This window comes from Pseudomonas sp. 22490, from assembly GCF_052044465.1.
In the GTDB taxonomy this organism is placed as follows: Bacteria; Pseudomonadota; Gammaproteobacteria; order Pseudomonadales; family Pseudomonadaceae; genus Pseudomonas; species Pseudomonas aeruginosa.
In genome coordinates this window covers 1-17,746 of sequence record NZ_JBQENS010000053.1, presented here as the reverse complement: position 1 = coordinate 17,746, position 17,746 = coordinate 1, and the positions used below count along the sequence as shown (strand labels likewise).

The window sequence follows — 17,746 nt, the reverse complement described above, 5'->3', positions numbered from 1 at the left end:
ATGCACAAGGCACTGGATTACCGAGGCCGTTGCGTGGTCATCACTGGCGCCGCCGGGGGCATCGGCCGGGGCCTGGCGCAGAGCTTCGCCGCTGCCGGCGCCACCCTGGAGCTGCTGGACCGTGACGCCGACGCCCTCGCCCGGCTCGCCGACGAACTCGCTGGCGAGACGCTGCTGCACTGCACCGCACTGGACCTGGGTGATCGGCAGGCGGTGCAGCAGTACGCCGATGACCTCGCCTGCCGCGGCCTCAACGCCGATGTGCTGATCAACAACGCCGGCGTCGAGTACGCCACGCCGCTGGGCGAGTGCAGCTTCGAGGCCGATCAGCGCTGGTCGGCCCTGCTGGAGAACAACGTCGGTTCCATGCAGCGCCTGACCCGCGCATTGCTGCCACGCCTGCGCGCCGGCGCCAGCGTGATCAACCAGGCCTCCATCTGGGGACTGAAAGGCGTGCCGGGCTTTTCCGCCTATGTCGCCAGCAAGCACGCGGTGGTCGGCCTGACCCGCTCGCTGGCCTGGGAGCTGGGCCCGCGACGCATTCGGGTGAACGCGGTGTGCCCCGGCTGGATCGGCACCGATGCGGCCATGCGCTCGCTGAAGGTGATGGCGGACGCCAACGGCCGCAGCGACAGCGCCGAGCTCGCGGCGATACTCGCCAACCAGGCCATTCCGGAGCTGCTGACACCGGCCGATCTAAGCGGCACCTTCCTGTTCCTCGGCTCACCGCTGGCCGCCGCCCTGACCGGCCAGGCGCTGTCGGTCAGCCACGGCGAGGTGATGCACTGATGGCTGCCATCTTTACCGGGCTGACCGCTCTGGTCACCGGCGCAGCGACCGGCATCGGCCGTGCCACCGCACTCGCGCTGGCCGCCGAAGGCGCGCGGGTCTGGATCAATCATCGGGATCAACACGACCTGGCGGAACGAGTGGTCGAGCAGATCATCGCCAGCGGCGGCTGCGCCTGGGCCATCGAGGCCGATGTCAGCGATCCGGTTGCGGTGGCGGCGATGTTCGAGACCATCGAGGCACAGGGACCGCTGGATCTGCTGGTCAATAACGCCGGGGTGATCCTGGAAAAGCCCTTTCTCGAAACCAGCGAGGCGGACTGGGCAAGGGTACTGGGCGTCGACCTCGCCGGCGTCTACCGCTGCTGCCGCCATGCACTGGCACAGATGCAGCCGCGGCGCAGCGGCGCCATCGTCAATGTCGCCTCGGACCTCGGATTTCTCGGCCGCGAACAGTACGTCGCCTACTGCACGGCCAAGGCCGGGGTGATCGGCCTGACCCGCTCACTGGCCCGCGAGTTCGCTGCAGACGGCATCCGCATCAATGGCGTCGCACCCGGCCCCATCGCCACGGCGATGGTCAGCCCGGAGCACATGAGCGACGAGTGGATGGCCAAGGAGCTGGCGATCCCCATGGCGCGCCTGGGCACGCCGGAGGAAGTCGCGGCGGCCATCGTCTTCCTGCTTTCGCCGCAGGCGAGCTATTTCACCGGACAGCTGCTCGGGCCCAACGGCGGCTCCTGGATGGGCGCATGAACAGCCTGATGCCACAGGGCATGCTGATCGGCGGCGCCATCATGTGGGGGCTGGGCTGGCTGCCGCTGCAGTTCTTCGCGGCCCGCGGCCTGGCCGGCATGCCGCTGGTGCTGCTGACCTATTCACTGCTCAGCCTGCTGGCGTTGCTGGTGCTCTGGCAGCAGCGCCGCCAGTGGGCGAGCCAGTATCGCCAGGTGCTCACCATGGGCCTGTGCGGTGGCTGGGCCACCGCCGCCCTGGTTACCGCCCTGGCCGAGGGCAACGTGGTACGGGTGATGCTGCTGTTCTACCTGGCGCCAGTCTGGGCGATGGTCGGCGGCTGGCTGCTGCTGGGCGAACGCCTCAGCGGCACGCGGCTGTTCGCCCTGGGGCTGGCGATGCTCGGCATCGGCCTGACCCTCGGCGTCACGAGCGAAGCGCTGGACGCACCCGGCGCGAACGACTGGCTGGCGCTTTCCGCCGGCCTCGCCTTCAGCCTCAACAACCTCGCCACTCGCGCCGCCGACCGGGTGCCACTGGCGAGCAAGGCGCTGGTCAGTTTCATCGGCAGCGCGCTGCTCGGAGGGCTGTTCTGCCTGCTGCTGCGCCAGCCACTTCCGCCCCTGGATCTGACCCTGAGCTGGCAGATCGCCCTGCTCGCCCTCGGCTGGCTGGTCAGCATGGCCGCCGTGCAGTACGGCCTGACTCATCTGGAAGCCGGCCGCGCCGCGGTGCTGGTGGTGTTCGAGCTGATCGCCGCGGTGCTGTCGTCCGCCTGGTTCGGCAGCCACGCCATCGGCCCGAACGAATGGCTCGGCGCCGCCCTGATCACCACCGCCGCGCTGATCGCCGGCTGGCCGGAACGTCCCCTTTCAATCGCGACAAGGAGCACCTGCGCATGACCGTGCACATGGATCAACTGAGCTGGGTCGATTACGAACGCCGCGTGCGCGAAGGCGCCGTGGTCTTTTTGCCCTGCGGCGCCACCGAGCAACATGGCCCGCACCTGCCGCTGGGCACCGACGCGCTACTGGCCAGTGCCATCAGCGCGGACGTGGCGGCACGAGTCGGCGGACTGGTGGCACCGGCGCTGTCATACGGCTACAAGTCGCAACCGAAATGCGGCGGCGGCCAGCACTTCTGCGGCACCACCAGCCTGGATGGCGCGACCTTGAGCGCCCTGGTGCGCGACGCGGTGCGTGAGTTCCATCGCCACGGTGTGCGCCGCCTGGTGCTGGTGCTCGGCCATTACGAGAACCAGTGGTTCGTCGCCGAGGGCATCCAGCTGGCGCTGCGCGACCTCGGGCCGGACGCCGGGCTGGAGGTAATGCGCCTGGAGCATTGGGATTTCTGCCACGAGCAGACCCTGACCGACATCTTCCCGGAAGGCTTCCCCGGTTTCGCGCTGGAGCATGCCGCGGTGATCGAGACCTCGCTGATGCTGCATTTCCATCCGCAACTGGTCGCGCTGGAGAAGATTCCCGACGACGCCCCGGCCGACTTTCCGCCCTACGACATGTACCCCACCCGTACCGAATGGGTGCCGCCCTCCGGGGTGCTGTCCTCGGCCAGAGGCTCCAGCGCGGCGAAAGGCCAGCGGCTGGCCCACGACATCGTCGAAGGCATCGCCGCCGCGGTGTGCAAGGAGTTTGCGCTGTGAGCCTGACGACGCATCCGCTGCTCCTCGAGCACACGGCGCTGCTGGTGATCGACATGCAGCGCGACTTCTGCGCGCTGGGTGGATACGCCGACCAGGCCGGAATGGACGTCAGCCGCCTGCGCGCACCGATCGCGGCGATCCAGGCGCTGCTGGATTGCGCGCGCGGCGTGGGCATGCTGGTGGTGCACACCCGTGAAGGCCATCGACCGGATCTTTCCGACCTGCCCGAGCCCAAACGCCGCCGCGCCCAGGCCACCGGCGCTGCCATCGGCAGCCCTGGCCCCCTCGGCCGCCTGCTGGTGCGCGGCGAATTCGGCCATGACCTGATCGACGAGCTGCAACCGCGCGCCGGCGAGCCGGTGATCGACAAGCCGGGCTACAGCGCCTTCGCCCATACCGATCTCGAACTGATCCTGCGCCGCCGCGGCATCGAGCGGCTGATCCTGACCGGCGTGACCACCGAGGTCTGCGTGGCCTCGACGCTGCGCCAGGCCATCGACCTTGGCTTCGACTGCCTGACCGTCCGCGACGCCTGCGCCTCGGCCGACCCGCAACTGCATGCGGCTGCGCTGGCGATGATCGAGGTGGAAGGCGGCCTGTTCGGCAGCGTGATCGACAGCCATCGGCTGCTGAGCCAACTGGAGGGATCGCCATGACCCCCCAGCCTGATCGCGCCCGAAGCACGTCATTTGCGGAGCATTACCCATGAAAACCGTTCCCGATGCCTATCTCGGCGTCTGGCGCCGCCGCCTGCTGACCACCACGGCCGGCCTGCGCGACGAAACCAGCGAAGTCTACTGGCTGCAGACCGCCTGCCTGCACGCCGACCTGCGTCTGCCGGGGGGTCAACCCGTGGCACCGGCAGCTTCGCTTGAAACCTGCAGCCATGCCCAGCAGTTGGCGCTGAGTGAACAGGCCGGCTTTGCCGGCATCACCGAGGTCAACGGCGATATCTGCCAGTGGCATCGCCTGATCGACTTCCAGCCGCCGGGCGGGCCTGCGGATATCGGCCTGATGCGCTTCGAGACCCCGGAACGGCTGCTGGAAGACGGACTGGACGGCAGCTATCACGAAATCTGGCAGCGCCTGCCGGAATCGCAGGGGCGAAACTGGGGGATCTGGCTGCGCGCGTCGGAGCAGCCAGCCCGCCAGGCCTGCCTGCTGGTAGCGGGCGACTACTTCCTGTTCGCCGCCGAGCGGCCGATTCTGCTGCCGGCCAGCTCGGGGCATCTGCGTGAACAGCTGGCCGCCGTCGAGCCCGCGTTGTGGCCGCAGCTGCTGGCCTGCGAGCTGTCCTTCGGCCGCCACCGCAACGGCGCCACGCCCTGGCAGATCACCCATTCGACGCTGCCCGGCCGCGTCGGCGACGCTCTGCTGTCGAGCTACTGGAACTTCGCCGACCCCGCCAGTCTGCCCGCCGCGGACCTCGCCGCGCTGGGCCGTTATCCGGCGGCCGGCGGCTGGCAACGCGTCGAACTGGATGTGCCCACCGCTACAGAGAAGGTCCCCGCATGACCGCACAGATCAGCATTCCCTCCGCTCAACAACGACACACCACAGCACCCGCCGTACAGGCCGAACCGGTGGTGCGCAAAGGCAGTTTCTGGCGTATTCGCGGCGAACTCTCGCGGCGCAACGCCTGGCTGCTCACCGGCGCCGGGCTGAGCCTGCCCTTCGTCGTCTGGTGGCTGTGGACCGCCCTCGGCCTGGCCGACCCGATGTTCATGCCCAGCCCCGGCGCAGTGCTCGAGCGCATCGGCCGCTGGTGGACCAGCGAGGGGCTGCTGGGAGACATCGGCATCAGCGTCTGGCGGGTCATGGCCGGCTTCGGCGCCTCGGCACTGATCGCCCTGCCGCTGGGGCTGTACATCGGCACGTACCGGCCAGTGCAGGCCTTTCTCGAACCGCTTACCGACTTCATCCGCTATATGCCGGCCGTGGCCTTCATTCCGCTGGTGATGCTCTGGGTCGGCATCGACGAAGGCTCCAAGGTACTGATCATCTTCATCGGCACCTTTTTCCAGATGGTGCTGATGGTCGCCGAGGATGTGCGCCGCGTACCCATGGCGCAGATCGAGGCGGCGCAGACCATGGGCGCCAACCGCAGCGAGATCGTCAAGCTGGTGATCCTGCCGTCGGCCAAGCCTGCGCTGCTCGACACCCTGCGCATCACCTGTGGCTGGGCCTGGACCTACCTGGTGGTAGCCGAACTGGTCGCGGCCAACTCCGGCCTCGGCTACGCCATCCTCAAGGCGCAGCGCTACATGCACACCGACAAGATCTTCGCCGGCATCCTGTTGATCGGTCTCATCGGCCTGATCACCGATCAGGCCTTCCGCTGGTTGCACCGCCGCGCCTTTCCCTGGATGAGGAAATGACCATGTCCGATGCCAAGATTCGTGTACACCAGGTCGGCAAGACCTTCGTCAGCGAGCGCCGTGAGGTGCAGGCGCTGCAGTCGATCGACCTGGACATCCAGCCCAACGAGTTCGTCACCTTCGTCGGCGCCTCGGGCTGCGGCAAGTCCACCCTGCTGCGCATCATCGCCGGCCTGGAGACGCTGAGTCGCGGCGAGATCCTGCTCGACGGCAGGCCCATCGACGGCCCCGGCGTCGACCGCGCCATGGTCTTCCAGCACTACAGCCTCTACCCCTGGCTGACGGTGATGCAGAACATCAAGTTCTGCCGCCAGCTCAAGGTGATCGGCGATACCGTGCGCCACGATGGAGACGTGGAGTCCGCCGCCGGCCGCGCCGATGCCCTGCTCAACCTGATGGGTCTGACGCGCTTCGCCGATGCCTACCCCAGCCAGCTCTCCGGCGGCATGCAGCAACGCGTTGCCATTGCCCGCGCCCTGCTGCCCAAACCCGCGACACTGCTGATGGACGAGCCGTTCGGCGCGCTGGATGCGCAAACCCGCGAAGTCATGCACGACCTGATCCGTCACGTGCACCGGCTGGAGAAGAGCACCATCCTGTTCGTCACCCACGATGTCGAAGAAGCCATCTATCTGGGCAGCCGCATCGTGCTGATGGCGCCACGCCCCGGGCGCATCGATTCCATCTACGAGGTGCCGCTGCCGGCCCAGCGCCACCAGGACATGAAGCTCGCGCCGGAATTCACCGAGCTCAAGCGCGAGATCCTCGCCCGGATCCGCGAAACCTCCGGCATGCAGACCGACCTCGAGCAACTGGCCAAACTCAGCGCCGTGGCCGGCTGAAGGCTAGCGGCCAAGCAGTTCGGCCATTGCCGCGAACACCTGGCGCATGGCCGCCGCGCTGCGGCCCGGCCCACCGGCACAATGGCCCCAGTCCGATTCGAGCACCCGCAGCTCGGCACCCGGAATCAGCGCGGCCTCGTGGCGGGCATCCTCGACGGTGAAATACAGATCGCTGCTGCCGGGCATCAGGATGGACCGCGCACGGATGCGACCCAGCGCTTCGGCCAGCGAGCCCGCAGCGAAACTGCGGGCCGGGTCGGCCGATTGCCAGGTATGCAGCACGCAGAGCAGGTCGTTGGCGTCCTGCTCCAGATGATCCTGTTCCCAGTAGTCGAGCAGCGCCTCGAGGCTCTCGAAACCCATCTCGCGCCACAGCTCATGACGATAGAACGCCTGCGAATAGGCCCAGCCGGCATAGGCACGGCCGAAAGCCCGCAGCCCGCGTTCCGGCGGCATGCTGTAGCGCCCTCCCAGCCAGGCGGCGTCGGCGCACAGCGCCGCCTTCACCCCTTCGAGAAACACCCGGTTATGTGGCCAGCAGCGTGCCGTACAGCAGAACGGCAGGATGGCACGCATCCGTTCCGGATAGGCCATTGCCCAGAACAGCGTCTGCATGCCGCCCATGGACCAGCCGCTGACCAGGGCGAGCTGCCAGTCGTCGCCATACAACCGATCGAGCAACGCCTTCTGCGCCCTCACGTTGTCCAGCAGGCCGACCCGCGGGAAGTCCGCTGCGCCCTGACCGGGCGCAGCGTTGCTCGGCGAAGTCGACCAGCCTGCACCGAACAGGTTGGTCAGCACTACGCAGTAATCGCCACCTGCCAGCGGGCCATCCGCACCAAGCAGGGGCAGGCTGCCCCAATGTGTGCCGCCGTAGTAGCTCGGAATCAGCACGAGGTTGTCCCGCGCGCGGTTCGGCGTGCCCACTACCTGATAGCAGAGCCGCGCATTGCGCAGGCGTTCGCCGTTTTCGAGGCGCATTTCGCCCAGCGCAAAAAATTTCTTTTCCCTTTTTATTTCAATCATCTGCGTGACTCCTACAGTGGCGCGAAGGGCGCCAGGCGGCACCAGCGTCGGCCCGTTTCTATACACGCTGGCATGTATATTGGATGAAGGAATCGTGCCAGCGGCCCCGGCCGCCATTCATGACTCCAAGGAGCGCAAGCCGATGACCAGCTTTCCCCTCTCCTCCGTCGAGGAGTTGAAACAGCAGTTGCAGGACAAGGGTGTGAAGTACGCGATGGCCAGCTACGTCGACATCCACGGCGTGATCAAGGGCAAGTTCGTCCCAATCGCCCATCTCGGCCAGATGCTCCGCGGCTCCGAGCTCTACACCGGTGCGGCGCTGGACGGCGTCCCGCAGGAGATCAGCGACAACGAGGTGGCCGCGATGCCAGACCCGGCGACCGCCACCCAGTGCAGCTGGAACCGCGATCTCGCCTGGTTCGCCAGCGACCTCTACCTGGACGGCAAGCCCTTCGACGCCTGCTCGCGCGGCATCCTCAAGCGCCAGACCGAAGCCGCTGCAGCGCTGGGCTACACCTTCAACCTGGGCATCGAGACCGAGTTCTTCCTGTTCAAGGACACCCCGGATGGCGGCTTCGCGCCCATTTCCGAGCGCGACGACATGGCCAAGCCCTGCTACGACCCGCGCCTGCTGATGGACAACCTGCCCATCGTCGACGAACTGGTACAGGCGATGAACGAGATGGGCTGGGGCGTCTACTCCTTCGACCACGAGGACGCCAACGGCCAGTTCGAAACCGATTTCAAGTACACCGACGCCCTCGGCATGGCCGACCGCTTCGTGTTCTTCCGCATGATGGCCAACGAGATCGCCCGCAAGCACGGCGCCTTCGCCACCTTCATGCCCAAGCCCTCGGCCAACCGCACCGGCAGCGGCGCGCACTACAACATGTCGCTAGCCGACATCGAGACCGGCAAGAATCTGTTCGAAGTCGATGGCGAAGACCCCTACGGCTGCGGCGTGACCCCGCTGGCCTATCACTTCATCGCTGGGGTACTGAAACATGCCAAGGCCATCTGCGCGGTCATCGCGCCTACGGTCAACAGCTACAAGCGGCTGATCCGCAAGGGCGCCATGTCCGGCTCGACCTGGGCGCCGGTGTTCTGCTGCTACGGCAACAACAACCGCACCAACATGCTGCGCATTCCATCCCAGGGCGCGCGGGTCGAATGCCGCGCCGCCGACATCGGCTGCAACCCCTACCTCGGTGCCGCGATGATCCTCGCCGCCGGCCTGGAGGGCATCCGCGACAAGCTCGATCCCGGCCAGCCGCACCGCGAGAACATGTATCACTACAGCGAACGGGAGGTCGCGCAGATGGGTATCGAGACCCTGCCGCGCACCCTCAGCGAAGCCATCGACGCCTTCGAGGCCGACCCGCTGTCGCGCCAGGTGTTCGGCGATGCCATGTACCAGGCCTTTGTCGAGTTCAAGCGCGACGAATGGAATGCCTACCACACCCATGTTTCCGACTGGGAAATCCAGCGCTATCTGAAGTTCTTCTGAACCGGGAGTACCGCCATGCACGGCACCATGATGAAAAAGCTGCTTTGCGCCGGGGCCATTGCCCTCGCCGCCCTCGCCCCGCTGGCCCAGGCGGAGGAGAAAAAGACCTTCAACCTGGCCTGGACCATTTACGTCGGCTGGATGCCCTGGAAGTACGTCGACGAGTCGGGAATCATGAAGAAATGGGCCGACAAGTACGGGATCGAGGTGAACATCAGCCAGATCAACGACTACGTCGAGTCCATCAACCAGTACAGCGCCGGCCAGTTCGACGGCGTGGTCGCCACCAGCATGGATGCGCTGTCGATTCCGGCGGCCGGTGGCGTCGACACCACCGCGCTGATCGTCGGCAGCTACTCCAACGGCAACGACGGCCTGGTGATGAAGGGCACCAGCGATCTCAAACAGATCAAGGGCCAACAGGTGCACCTGGTGGAACTGTCGGTGTCGCATTACATCCTGGCCAAGGCGCTGGACAGCGTAGGCCTGTCGGAGAAGGACGTGCAGGTGGTCAACACCTCCGACGCCGACATCGTCGCTGCCTTCAGCACGGCCGATGTACGCAACGTGGCGACCTGGAGTCCGCTGCTGCAGGAAGTCGCCGCCACACCGGATGCACATCAGGTCTTCGACTCGGCCAGCGTGCCGGGCCATGTCAAGGACCTGCTGATCGTCAACAGCGAGACGCTGGCCGACAACCCCGCGTTCGGCAAGGCAGTCACCGGCGCCTGGTACGAGGTGATGGCAATCATGGCCAGCGACACGCCGCAAGGCGCCGAGCTACGCGCCCAGCTGGGCGCAGCTTCCGGTACCGACCAGGCCGGCTACGAGGCGCAACTCAAGGGCACCCACATGTTCTATCAGCCAGCCGAAGCGGTCGCCTTCATCTCCGGCGAACCGGCCCACGAAGCGATGGACAGCGTGCGCAAGTTCTCCTTCGACCACGGCCTGCTGGGCGACGGTGCCGATTCGGCGGACTTTGTCGGTATCGCCATGCCGGCCGGCGCGCTCGGTGATCAGGGCAATCTCAAGCTGCGCTTCGACACCACCTACATGAAGATGGCCGCCGACGGCGCTCTGTGAGGGCTTGCCACGCAGCGGGCCTTGCCGGCACGCTGCGTGGACGCCGCGCATTTCGAGGAGCCTCATGCGCCGTACCAAAGAAGACGCCGAACAGACCCGCCTCAAGATCATCGCCGCGGCGCTCGAGCTGTTCAGCCGCAACGGCTATTCGAACACCACCCTGGCGATGATCGCCGAGGCCGCCGGCTTCAGCCGTGGCCCGATCTACTGGCACTTCAAGAGCAAGGACGAGCTGTACGAAGCGGTGCTGGCCTACTCCCAGGAGCCGCTGGAGCAGCTGATCGAGCAGAGTCGCCAGCTGGCCGGTAGCCCGCAGGCTGCGCTGGAGCACTTCGTCGGCGAATGGTTTCGCCTGCTGCTGGACGAGCGCTGGTATCGGCAGTCCTTCGAGATCCTGCTGAACAAGACCGAACTCACCGCGCAGATGGCGAGCACCCTGAAACGCGAACGCAAGCTCACCCGTGCCATGGTGCAGTTGCTGGAAGAGCTGATTGCCAAGGCGCACGCGGATGAAGGATCGGCGCGATCACTGGCCTTGCTGCTCTATTCGAGCCTGATGGGCATCACCCATACCTGGCTGCTGTCGCCCAAGCTCTTTTCGCTGAGGGAACAGGCACCGTTTCTCACCAGACGTCTGTTGAGCTCGCTGGCGCCGGGCTTGGAGATGGCAGGCGGGACAAGCGGAACGGGTCGATCAGCCGAGTAGCCGCGGACGCTTGAGCTTGTTCAGCAGAGCGGGCCGAAGCGCGGCGGCATCGGCATCGATGGAGGCGATCAAGCCAGCGATTTCAGCGCGCGACAGCGAGATGCGGCACGGCAGGCCGGTCAGCAGCAGGGATTCGCCAGTGGCCTCATCGAGCAACATCACGCGCACCGTGGTTGGCGAGTCCACCCAAAGTCGCCGTTCAGGTTGCACTGGCCTGCGGTACTACACCCGATGACTGTGGCATCCATATCGCCGGCACCACCGATCTGGGCCGCAAAGCAGATCACGATCTGCTGACTCTACCCTCACCGTATCTGCTGGAAACAGCTGTGTTGCAAAGCAGCATTCGTTGGGAAACTCAGCGCGGCTGCCCGTCTAAGTGCTCGTTCTGCCAGCACCGTGAGCCAGGCATACGTCTCAAGCATCAATGGTTTGATGGCCATCGGCTGATCCCGGCTTTCGTGAGTGCGTACTTGATGAGCTAATGGCGCATGCAGACATTGCAGTGAATACCACTCACTTGACTGCGGAAGCCTTGGCAATCGAATTGGAGCGGAGGATCAGACGGCTCCCGCTCAGCTGAGCAAACATGCTCGTGGCCGGATCGCTGATCATGCGTTCGCACCGGCCATGCTACGCGACTCTTCCGGTAGACTGCTGCCAGCCCCAATGGGGAATCTTTATTCGCGCGCCCAAGGAATTTCCTGGATGGACTCAAAGCAGCTGACCCAAGGCCTGCACCAGGCTTTTTTTGCTGAAAACCATCGAATCGTCTTCTGGTATGACCCCGAGCAAAACTTTGCCGATGCACTGAACGAGCTCGACTTGCCTGATGTGCAGGTGCTGAACATGCAGGGCAAGTCGACCTTTGGCACTAAGTTGCAGCTGGAACTTGAAGATACCCAGGGTAAATACCTGCTGTATTTCCCCTGTGCCGAGCCTGACGCGGAAGATGACTGGCTGCTTGATATCAAGCTGTTCTCACGAAGCTTTTATGCAGACCGGGTGTCGATGATTTTTAACGAGTTGGGTTTGCAGCAGGTGAGCCTGCGCGAGCATCTATCTCGTAGAGAAAGCTTCCTCAAAAGTACCGCGCGGGTTTCTGCGCTCAAGCGCCTTATCCAATCGAATGCGACTGCCGAAGAGTTGGACCAGGCAATGATTGCGGTGCTTCTGGGGTCTGCGGCGTGCGATATCACCACCTTGCTTTGCACGTTGGCGGATCAGATCGTTCGGGATGATCTCGGTCTTGAGAGCAATCCTGGCGTTATCGACGAGCTGTATCAGCATGGACTGATGCCAGCGTTGCTGCAGGCTCTGCGTGACGAAGTGGGTTACCCGGCCAGTGCTGAAGAAATAAGTGGCGAGAAGCCATTCAGCTTTGGGCATTTTCTGATTCGCCTTTTGGCAACCGGCTTCTGTGAAAGCATTTCTGAGATCCCTGACTGGGCTTCTGCAATCGCAATCCCGTCAGCCAGCGCCCGTGCTACATCTCGAGCCCTGCTATCGCGCTGGCGAGACAGCTCTCGGTTTTACAAAAGCTATGACGTTGTATCGTCCTGGGTTGGAGAGGCATTGCGCATCTCCGACAAGCTTGGCGAGCTGTCGCTGGAAACACTGGCCAATGTCGCCACCTTCGAAGCGGTGGAGCGGCAGATCATTATCGATCTGAACCAAGCCATCCCTAGCGCCGCTCCAAGCGACCTGCAGGTATTCTCACGCATCATCGGCGAGCGCCTCGACAACTACTGGGCATCGCGCCACAAGGACGACGAGATCCGTCGCAAGTATCGACTGCTCTATAGCGCCCTGGCCGCAGCCATCGAGCTGTTCGGCCTACGCCTGCAGTTTGGTGCCGGCTTCCACTATTCCGGCACGGAGGCGCTGTACAAGGCCTACGAGGGCGAGCTGTACCGCTTCGACAGCGCCTATCGACGCTATGTGGCTGCGTCGCAGCGTGCTCATGTGGAACTGCTGAAGAAGCTCGATGAAGAAGTTGAGCAGTGCTATGCCTACTGGTACCTCGACCAACTGGGCCGCAACTGGGGCGACTGCGTAGAAGCCGAACAGCGCCTGACACATTGGAAGATCGCCGGTGTGCCCAACCAGCAGAACTTCTACGAACGCTGGGTACAGCCGCAGTTCGAGAAACACCGTAGCAAGCGTATAGCCGTGATCATCAGTGATGCTTTCCGCTACGAGGCCGCAGTCGAGCTGCGCGAGCGCATCAATGAAAAACGCTACAGCGAGGCAACCCTGTCCAGCCAATTGGGCGTTCTACCCAGCTATACGACCCTGGGCATGGCCTCCCTCCTCCCACACCAGACGCTTGAATACCGAGAGAGTGCCGCCGATACAGTTTTTGTCGATGGCCAGTCCACCGCCGGCACCATACAGCGAGACAAGATCCTCGCTCAGTACCAAGGTATCGCCGTAACAGCTGATGAGGTAAAGGCCTGGTCGCGCGACGAAGGTCGTGAAAGGCTCAAAGATAAACAACTGGTTTACGTCTACCACAATGTGATCGACGACCGCAGTGACAGCGGTGGTCCGTCAGAGTCAGACACTTTCCAGCATGTGGAAGTGGCCATCGAAGAGCTGACCGAGCTGACCCGCAAGATACTCATGCACTTCAACACCAGCACCGTCATAGTCACAGCTGACCACGGCTTCCTCTTCCAGCAAAGCAAGTTGGAGGCGGCTGACCGCACTGCGCTGGTCGACAAGCCAGGTAGCGCCTTCAAGAGTAAAAAGCGTTATGTCCTTGGCCATACGCTGCCAGAGGCCAAGGATGTCTGGCAGGGGTCAACAAAGCATACGGCGGGCACCGAATCGGATACACGCTTCTGGATTCCGAAGGGCGCTAATCGCTTCCACTTCGTCGGTGGCGCACGCTTCGTGCACGGAGGGGCCATGCCTCAGGAAATCGTCGTGCCGGTGCTGACCGTCAATCAGCTGCGCGGTGAGAAAGCCGAGAAACGCACCCGCCGCAAGGTCGGCGTGATTTCGCCCAAGTCCGTTCTGAAGATGGTTAACAGCATTCAGCGCTTCGACCTGATGCAGACTGAAGCGGTCAGTGAGCAGGTACTCCCGGTAACGGTAGCGGTTGCTATTTTCGAAGGCGGACAGATTATTTCCAGTGAAGAAGTGGTCACTTTCGACTGCACCACTGATTCCATGAATGACCGCTTGAAACAAGTACGGCTATCGCTGGCTGGCAGTGACTTTGATCGCAAGAAAGATTATTTCCTGGTCATCCGAGACAAGGATCTGAATACCGAGCTGGAGCGCTACCGGGTCACGATAGACTTGGCCTTCACTGATGATTTCTTTTAAGAGCGGGCACGCATGGACAACGAACTCAATAAAGACCTCGATCATCTGCTGAACGAGCACTTTGCCGGGCGTGTGGTACGCAAGGATCTGACCAAGCTCATCAAGGAAGGGGCAAACGTTCCCGTCTATGTGCTTGAGTACCTGCTAGGCATGTACTGCGCCTCCGACGACGCCGAAGTCATCGAGCAGGGCCTGAAGAACGTCAAAACCGTACTGGCTGAAAACTATGTCCGACCGGACGAAGCTGAGAAGGTTAAATCCCTGGTACGCGAGCGCGGTACCTACAAGGTCATTGACCGCGTTACCGTGCGCCTGAACGAAAGGAAAGACCGCTACGAGGCATCTTTCAGCAACCTGGGCATTAAGGATGCGGAAATCTCCGCTGGCATCGTCAAAGAGTACGAAAAACTTCTGGTCGGGGGCATCTGGGTTATCGCGACCCTGAGTTATTACCACGAGGAGGGTCAGTCAGGATCGCCCTTCGGTGTAACTCTGCTCAAACCCATTCAGATGCCCAACATGAACATGCAGGAGCTGTTCACCGGTCGCTCGGCGCTGACCACCCTGCAGTGGCGCGAGACTCTGATCCGTTCAATCGGCATGGAACCTTCGACCCTGGACGAGTCAGTTCAGTGGCACCTCCTTGCGCGCATGGTTCCCTTTGTCGAGAACAACTACAACGTCTGCGAGCTGGGGCCACGAGGTACCGGCAAGAGTCATATCTACAAGGAATGCTCCCCCAACAGCATGCTGGTATCTGGTGGCCAGACCACAGTAGCCAACCTGTTCTACAACATGAGCAGCCGGCGTATTGGCCTGGTTGGCCTGTGGGATGTCGTCGCGTTCGACGAAGTCGCCGGGATCAACTTCAAGGACAAAGACGGCGTGCAGATCATGAAGGACTACATGGCCTCCGGATCCTTCGGTCGCGGTCGAGAGCAGATGGAAGCCTCGGCCTCTATGGTTTTTGTCGGCAACATCAACCAGAGCGTTGAATCGCTGGTGAAGACCAGCCACCTGCTGGCTCCTTTCCCAGAGCAAATGATCGATTCAGCCTTCTTCGACCGTTTCCACGCCTATATCCCTGGCTGGGAAATCCCGAAGATGCGCCCGGAGTTCTTCACCAACAAATACGGCCTGATCGTCGACTACCTGGCCGAGTTTTTCCGCGAGATGCGCAAGCGCAGCTTTGCCGATGCCATCGACAAGCACTTCAAGCTGGGCAACAACCTCAACCAGCGTGATGTAATCGCGGTGCGCAAGACCGTGTCCGGTCTGCTCAAGCTGCTCTACCCGCACGATCAATTCACCAAAGAAGACGTGCGCCAGTGCTTGGAATACGCCCTACAGGTTCGCCGCCGGGTGAAAGAACAGCTGAAGAAGATCGGCGGCATGGAGTTCTATGATGTGCACTTCAGCTACATCGATAACGAGACCCTGGAGGAATGCTTCATCGCCGTGAAAGAGCAAGGCGGTGGTGGGCTGATTGCGGAGGGGCCGGGTAAGCCAGGTTTCATCCACACCATCGGCCTGAGCGGTAAAGGTATGCCGGGGCTTTACCGCATCGAACTGCAGGTCACCAAGGGCAGCGGGAAGCTGGCCACCTCAGGCCTTTGGAACTCCACCATGGCCAAGGAGCAGGTGAAGATCGCCTTCGACTTCTTCAAGGCCAACGCCTCGCGAATCAGCGCCTCGACCAAGGTGCTGGAACACGACTTCCACCTGCATGTGGTCGAGTTGCAAAACACCGGCCCGCTAACCCATATGGCACTTCCCAGCCTGGTTGCTTTCGCCTCTGGTCTTCTGGGTCGTCCTACACAGTCACAGATGGTGGTGCTTGGCGATATGAGCCTGGGTGGCAACATCACGCCCGTGGAAAGCATCGCAGAATGCCTGCAGGTGGCGTTTGATGCAGGTGGTAAACGTGTTTGCTTACCGATGAGCAGCGCCATTGATATACCGACGATTCCTGCCGAATTATTCACCAAGTTTCAGACGAGCTTCTATAGCGAGCCAGTGGATGCGGTCTTTAAGGCGCTGGGGGTGGACCAATGTCATCAACCTAAGCTGCAGCCCTGCCCAAGGCAAGCCCCCCGAAGCAGCCAGCCGCCATGGCCGTCGGGCGATGACCAGGCCTCTGCCGCTCAATCAGGCGGTCTAGCTGGGCTGGCGGTGATGTGATCATCGTCTGTTCCGGCTGTCTAGGCGAGATTTCTCGTCCTCCGGACGAGCCTATGCCGACCGCTTGTGGCCAGCTTTTTTTGCACGGAGGTTGGGCGGTGGTGTTTCTTCAGCGCGTCGGTTTGTAGCCCTCACAACCTCGGCTGGCTGCGCGTTTGCGTTGGCGCGCAAAGCTACGGCCTGAGCGTACGGCACTGAGGCTTTTAGCCATCAAGGCCAGCACATTGCTCAGCCCCTGAGCACAGTGCCGCACCAGCAGCTCGACCAGGGTATTTTTGAGCCGTGACACGCCTTGGGTGAAGTTGACTTTCCATCGCAGCTTGCGACCTTTGTGGCGCTGTTCGATGACCGGCTGTAGCAGGTGCTGCATCAACAGCGCCAGGTTCTTCAACAGTTGAGCGGCATGAAAGTCCTGCTTTACAGCGGTCACGCTGCGGCCGCTGAAGTTGTCCAGCGTCAGGGTTTGTTTGAGGCGACGGAAGTCGGTTTCGATGCCCCAGCGGCGGTGGTAAAGCTCGGCAAACACCTCAGCGGGAAAGGCTTCTCGATCCAGCAGCGAGGTCAGCAATACTTCGCTTTCGCCGTTGGCCAACTCGACCCGGATCAGTCTCAGCTCGATCTGGCTGGCAGGATCAACGCCAGCCTCGGAGCAGAACAGACGTGCTTCAGGATGGTTGGCCACGAAAAGCTGTGTGTCTTCAACTTGGCCAGAGTGTAGAAACGCTTTGACCTGGGCGTTATAGCCACAGGGCAGGCGCATCAGAAAGTGCCGCTGTTGCTGCGCGAACAGCGCGAATAACCAGTGCCCAGGGTAACCACGGTCAAACAGCGTCAGGCTGTCAGCCGGCAGGTGCTCAAGGTGCAGATGGGCACAGTCGCGCTCACCGACTGTCAGGGGCACGATCAGGCTATGCAAGGTTTGACCGTCAGCGACTTCGTAGAGTGTGGACAAGCGAGCCATGGGAAAGCCAGAGTGACTGCCAAAGAAGGTCGCCATGGTCGACTCCAGGGGTAAATGCACGGTCGAGCCATCCACCGCGAGCACCCTCAGCCCACGCCACTTCTGACGCAGCCCGAAGCAGTCAATTTGTTGCTGCAGGAGGCGATTGAGACTTTCAAATACCTCGGGGTTGAGCTTTTTGCGCGCTTTGCAGAAGGCCTGCGCAGTGACCATTTGCGTCTCAGTCGACGCCTGATTGAGTACGCGATAGAACTGATCGAGTTCGGTTTGCAGGGCCGTGCGCGGCTGATTGAGCAGGAACAGGACGAGGTTCTTGAAGGTGAGCTGGCGTCGGCGGGTAAAGTCTTGAGGATTCTGGCGGTGGGCGGCGATGAAGGCGGGACAATCGAGCGGGCTGGTTATTTTTTGTACAATTTTCAAGCCAGGGTTTGGCTGGCGGTGTCAAGCGATGCGGTATAGGTAGTCAAAAGGGCTTCTCCCATGCACTGATTTGAGCGCTAATTATATGATATTTATGGATAATTTCCAAAGTTGATGACATTG

15 protein-coding genes and 1 pseudogene are annotated in these 17,746 nt (G+C 62.7%); 13 read left to right on the top strand and 3 right to left on the bottom strand.

Annotated elements, in window-relative coordinates; translation table 11 throughout:
- Genes ACTJJX_RS33235 through ACTJJX_RS33200 form a run of 8 tightly spaced genes read left to right on the top strand, consistent with a single transcriptional unit; the run spans position 1 to position 6,403 of the window.
- On the top strand, positions 1–789 hold the full coding sequence (locus ACTJJX_RS33235; protein ID WP_023082665.1) for an SDR family NAD(P)-dependent oxidoreductase: 789 nt from the start codon (positions 1–3) through the stop codon (positions 787–789).
- Positions 789–1,544 (top strand): SDR family NAD(P)-dependent oxidoreductase, encoded by a 756-nt coding sequence (locus ACTJJX_RS33230; protein ID WP_023082664.1) that lies wholly within the window; start codon positions 789–791, stop codon positions 1,542–1,544. Before ACTJJX_RS33235 ends, ACTJJX_RS33230 begins: the two co-directional genes overlap by 1 nt.
- Positions 1,541–2,425, top strand: a complete 885-nt coding sequence (locus ACTJJX_RS33225; protein ID WP_023082663.1) for a DMT family transporter — start codon at positions 1,541–1,543, stop codon at positions 2,423–2,425. Before ACTJJX_RS33230 ends, ACTJJX_RS33225 begins: the two co-directional genes overlap by 4 nt.
- Positions 2,422–3,183 carry a creatininase gene (locus ACTJJX_RS33220; protein ID WP_013982704.1) on the top strand — a complete coding sequence of 254 codons (762 nt, stop codon included), beginning with the start codon at positions 2,422–2,424 and terminating at the stop codon, positions 3,181–3,183. The genes ACTJJX_RS33225 and ACTJJX_RS33220 overlap by 4 nt, the downstream gene beginning before the upstream one ends.
- Complete coding sequence (locus ACTJJX_RS33215) at positions 3,180–3,839, top strand: cysteine hydrolase family protein (protein ID WP_023082662.1); 660 nt, start codon at positions 3,180–3,182, stop codon at positions 3,837–3,839. The genes ACTJJX_RS33220 and ACTJJX_RS33215 overlap by 4 nt, the downstream gene beginning before the upstream one ends.
- Before the next feature lie 49 nt (positions 3,840–3,888).
- Positions 3,889–4,698: a hypothetical protein gene (locus ACTJJX_RS33210; protein ID WP_023082661.1), complete on the top strand. Its 810-nt coding sequence runs from the start codon at positions 3,889–3,891 to the stop codon at positions 4,696–4,698.
- Complete coding sequence (locus ACTJJX_RS33205) at positions 4,695–5,561, top strand: ABC transporter permease (RefSeq protein WP_023082660.1); 867 nt, start codon at positions 4,695–4,697, stop codon at positions 5,559–5,561. The genes ACTJJX_RS33210 and ACTJJX_RS33205 overlap by 4 nt, the downstream gene beginning before the upstream one ends.
- 2 nt (positions 5,562–5,563) lie before the next feature.
- Positions 5,564–6,403 carry an ABC transporter ATP-binding protein gene (locus ACTJJX_RS33200; protein WP_023082659.1) on the top strand — a complete coding sequence of 280 codons (840 nt, stop codon included), beginning with the start codon at positions 5,564–5,566 and terminating at the stop codon, positions 6,401–6,403.
- Positions 6,404–6,406: 3 nt separating this feature from the next.
- On the opposite strand, the gene ACTJJX_RS33195 is transcribed toward ACTJJX_RS33200, so the two are convergent.
- Positions 6,407–7,429, bottom strand: a complete 1,023-nt coding sequence (locus ACTJJX_RS33195) for an alpha/beta fold hydrolase (RefSeq protein ID WP_023082658.1) — start codon at positions 7,427–7,429, stop codon at positions 6,407–6,409.
- Positions 7,430–7,571: 142 nt separating this feature from the next.
- Between ACTJJX_RS33195 and glnT the strand changes: the two genes are divergently transcribed.
- The 3 genes from glnT to ACTJJX_RS33180 all read left to right on the top strand — a co-directional run bounded on the left by glnT (position 7,572) and on the right by ACTJJX_RS33180 (position 10,725).
- The gene (glnT, locus tag ACTJJX_RS33190; protein ID WP_011913136.1) at positions 7,572–8,936 is read left to right on the top strand and encodes a type III glutamate--ammonia ligase; all 1,365 of its coding nucleotides are present in this window, start codon (positions 7,572–7,574) and stop codon (positions 8,934–8,936) included.
- Between the two features lie 15 nt (positions 8,937–8,951).
- A complete protein-coding gene (locus ACTJJX_RS33185; RefSeq protein ID WP_023082657.1) occupies positions 8,952–10,019 on the top strand; it encodes a putative urea ABC transporter substrate-binding protein in 1,068 nt (355 codons plus the stop codon).
- 64 nt (positions 10,020–10,083) lie between these two features.
- Complete coding sequence (locus tag ACTJJX_RS33180) at positions 10,084–10,725, top strand: TetR family transcriptional regulator (RefSeq protein WP_023082656.1); 642 nt, start codon at positions 10,084–10,086, stop codon at positions 10,723–10,725.
- On the opposite strand, the pseudogene ACTJJX_RS33175 reads toward ACTJJX_RS33180, so the two are convergent.
- Positions 10,714–10,911: pseudogene (locus ACTJJX_RS33175) on the bottom strand (DUF1652 domain-containing protein); the annotation flags it as partial. The gene ACTJJX_RS33180 and the pseudogene ACTJJX_RS33175 overlap by 12 nt on opposite strands.
- Positions 10,912–11,433: 522 nt before the next feature.
- On the opposite strand from ACTJJX_RS33175, the gene pglZ reads away from it, so the two are divergent.
- Complete coding sequence (gene pglZ / locus ACTJJX_RS33170) at positions 11,434–14,061, top strand: BREX-1 system phosphatase PglZ type A (protein WP_023082655.1); 2,628 nt, start codon at positions 11,434–11,436, stop codon at positions 14,059–14,061.
- A 12-nt stretch (positions 14,062–14,073) separates the two neighbouring features.
- Positions 14,074–16,242, top strand: a complete 2,169-nt coding sequence (brxL, locus tag ACTJJX_RS33165) for a protease Lon-related BREX system protein BrxL (RefSeq protein ID WP_023082654.1) — start codon at positions 14,074–14,076, stop codon at positions 16,240–16,242.
- Between the two features lie 109 nt (positions 16,243–16,351).
- Here the strand turns inward: brxL and ACTJJX_RS33160 are convergent, their stop codons facing one another.
- Entirely contained in the window at positions 16,352–17,623 is a 1,272-nt protein-coding gene (locus ACTJJX_RS33160; RefSeq protein ID WP_004423958.1) for an IS4-like element ISPa1635 family transposase, read from the bottom strand.
- Positions 17,624–17,746 lie beyond the last annotated feature (123 nt).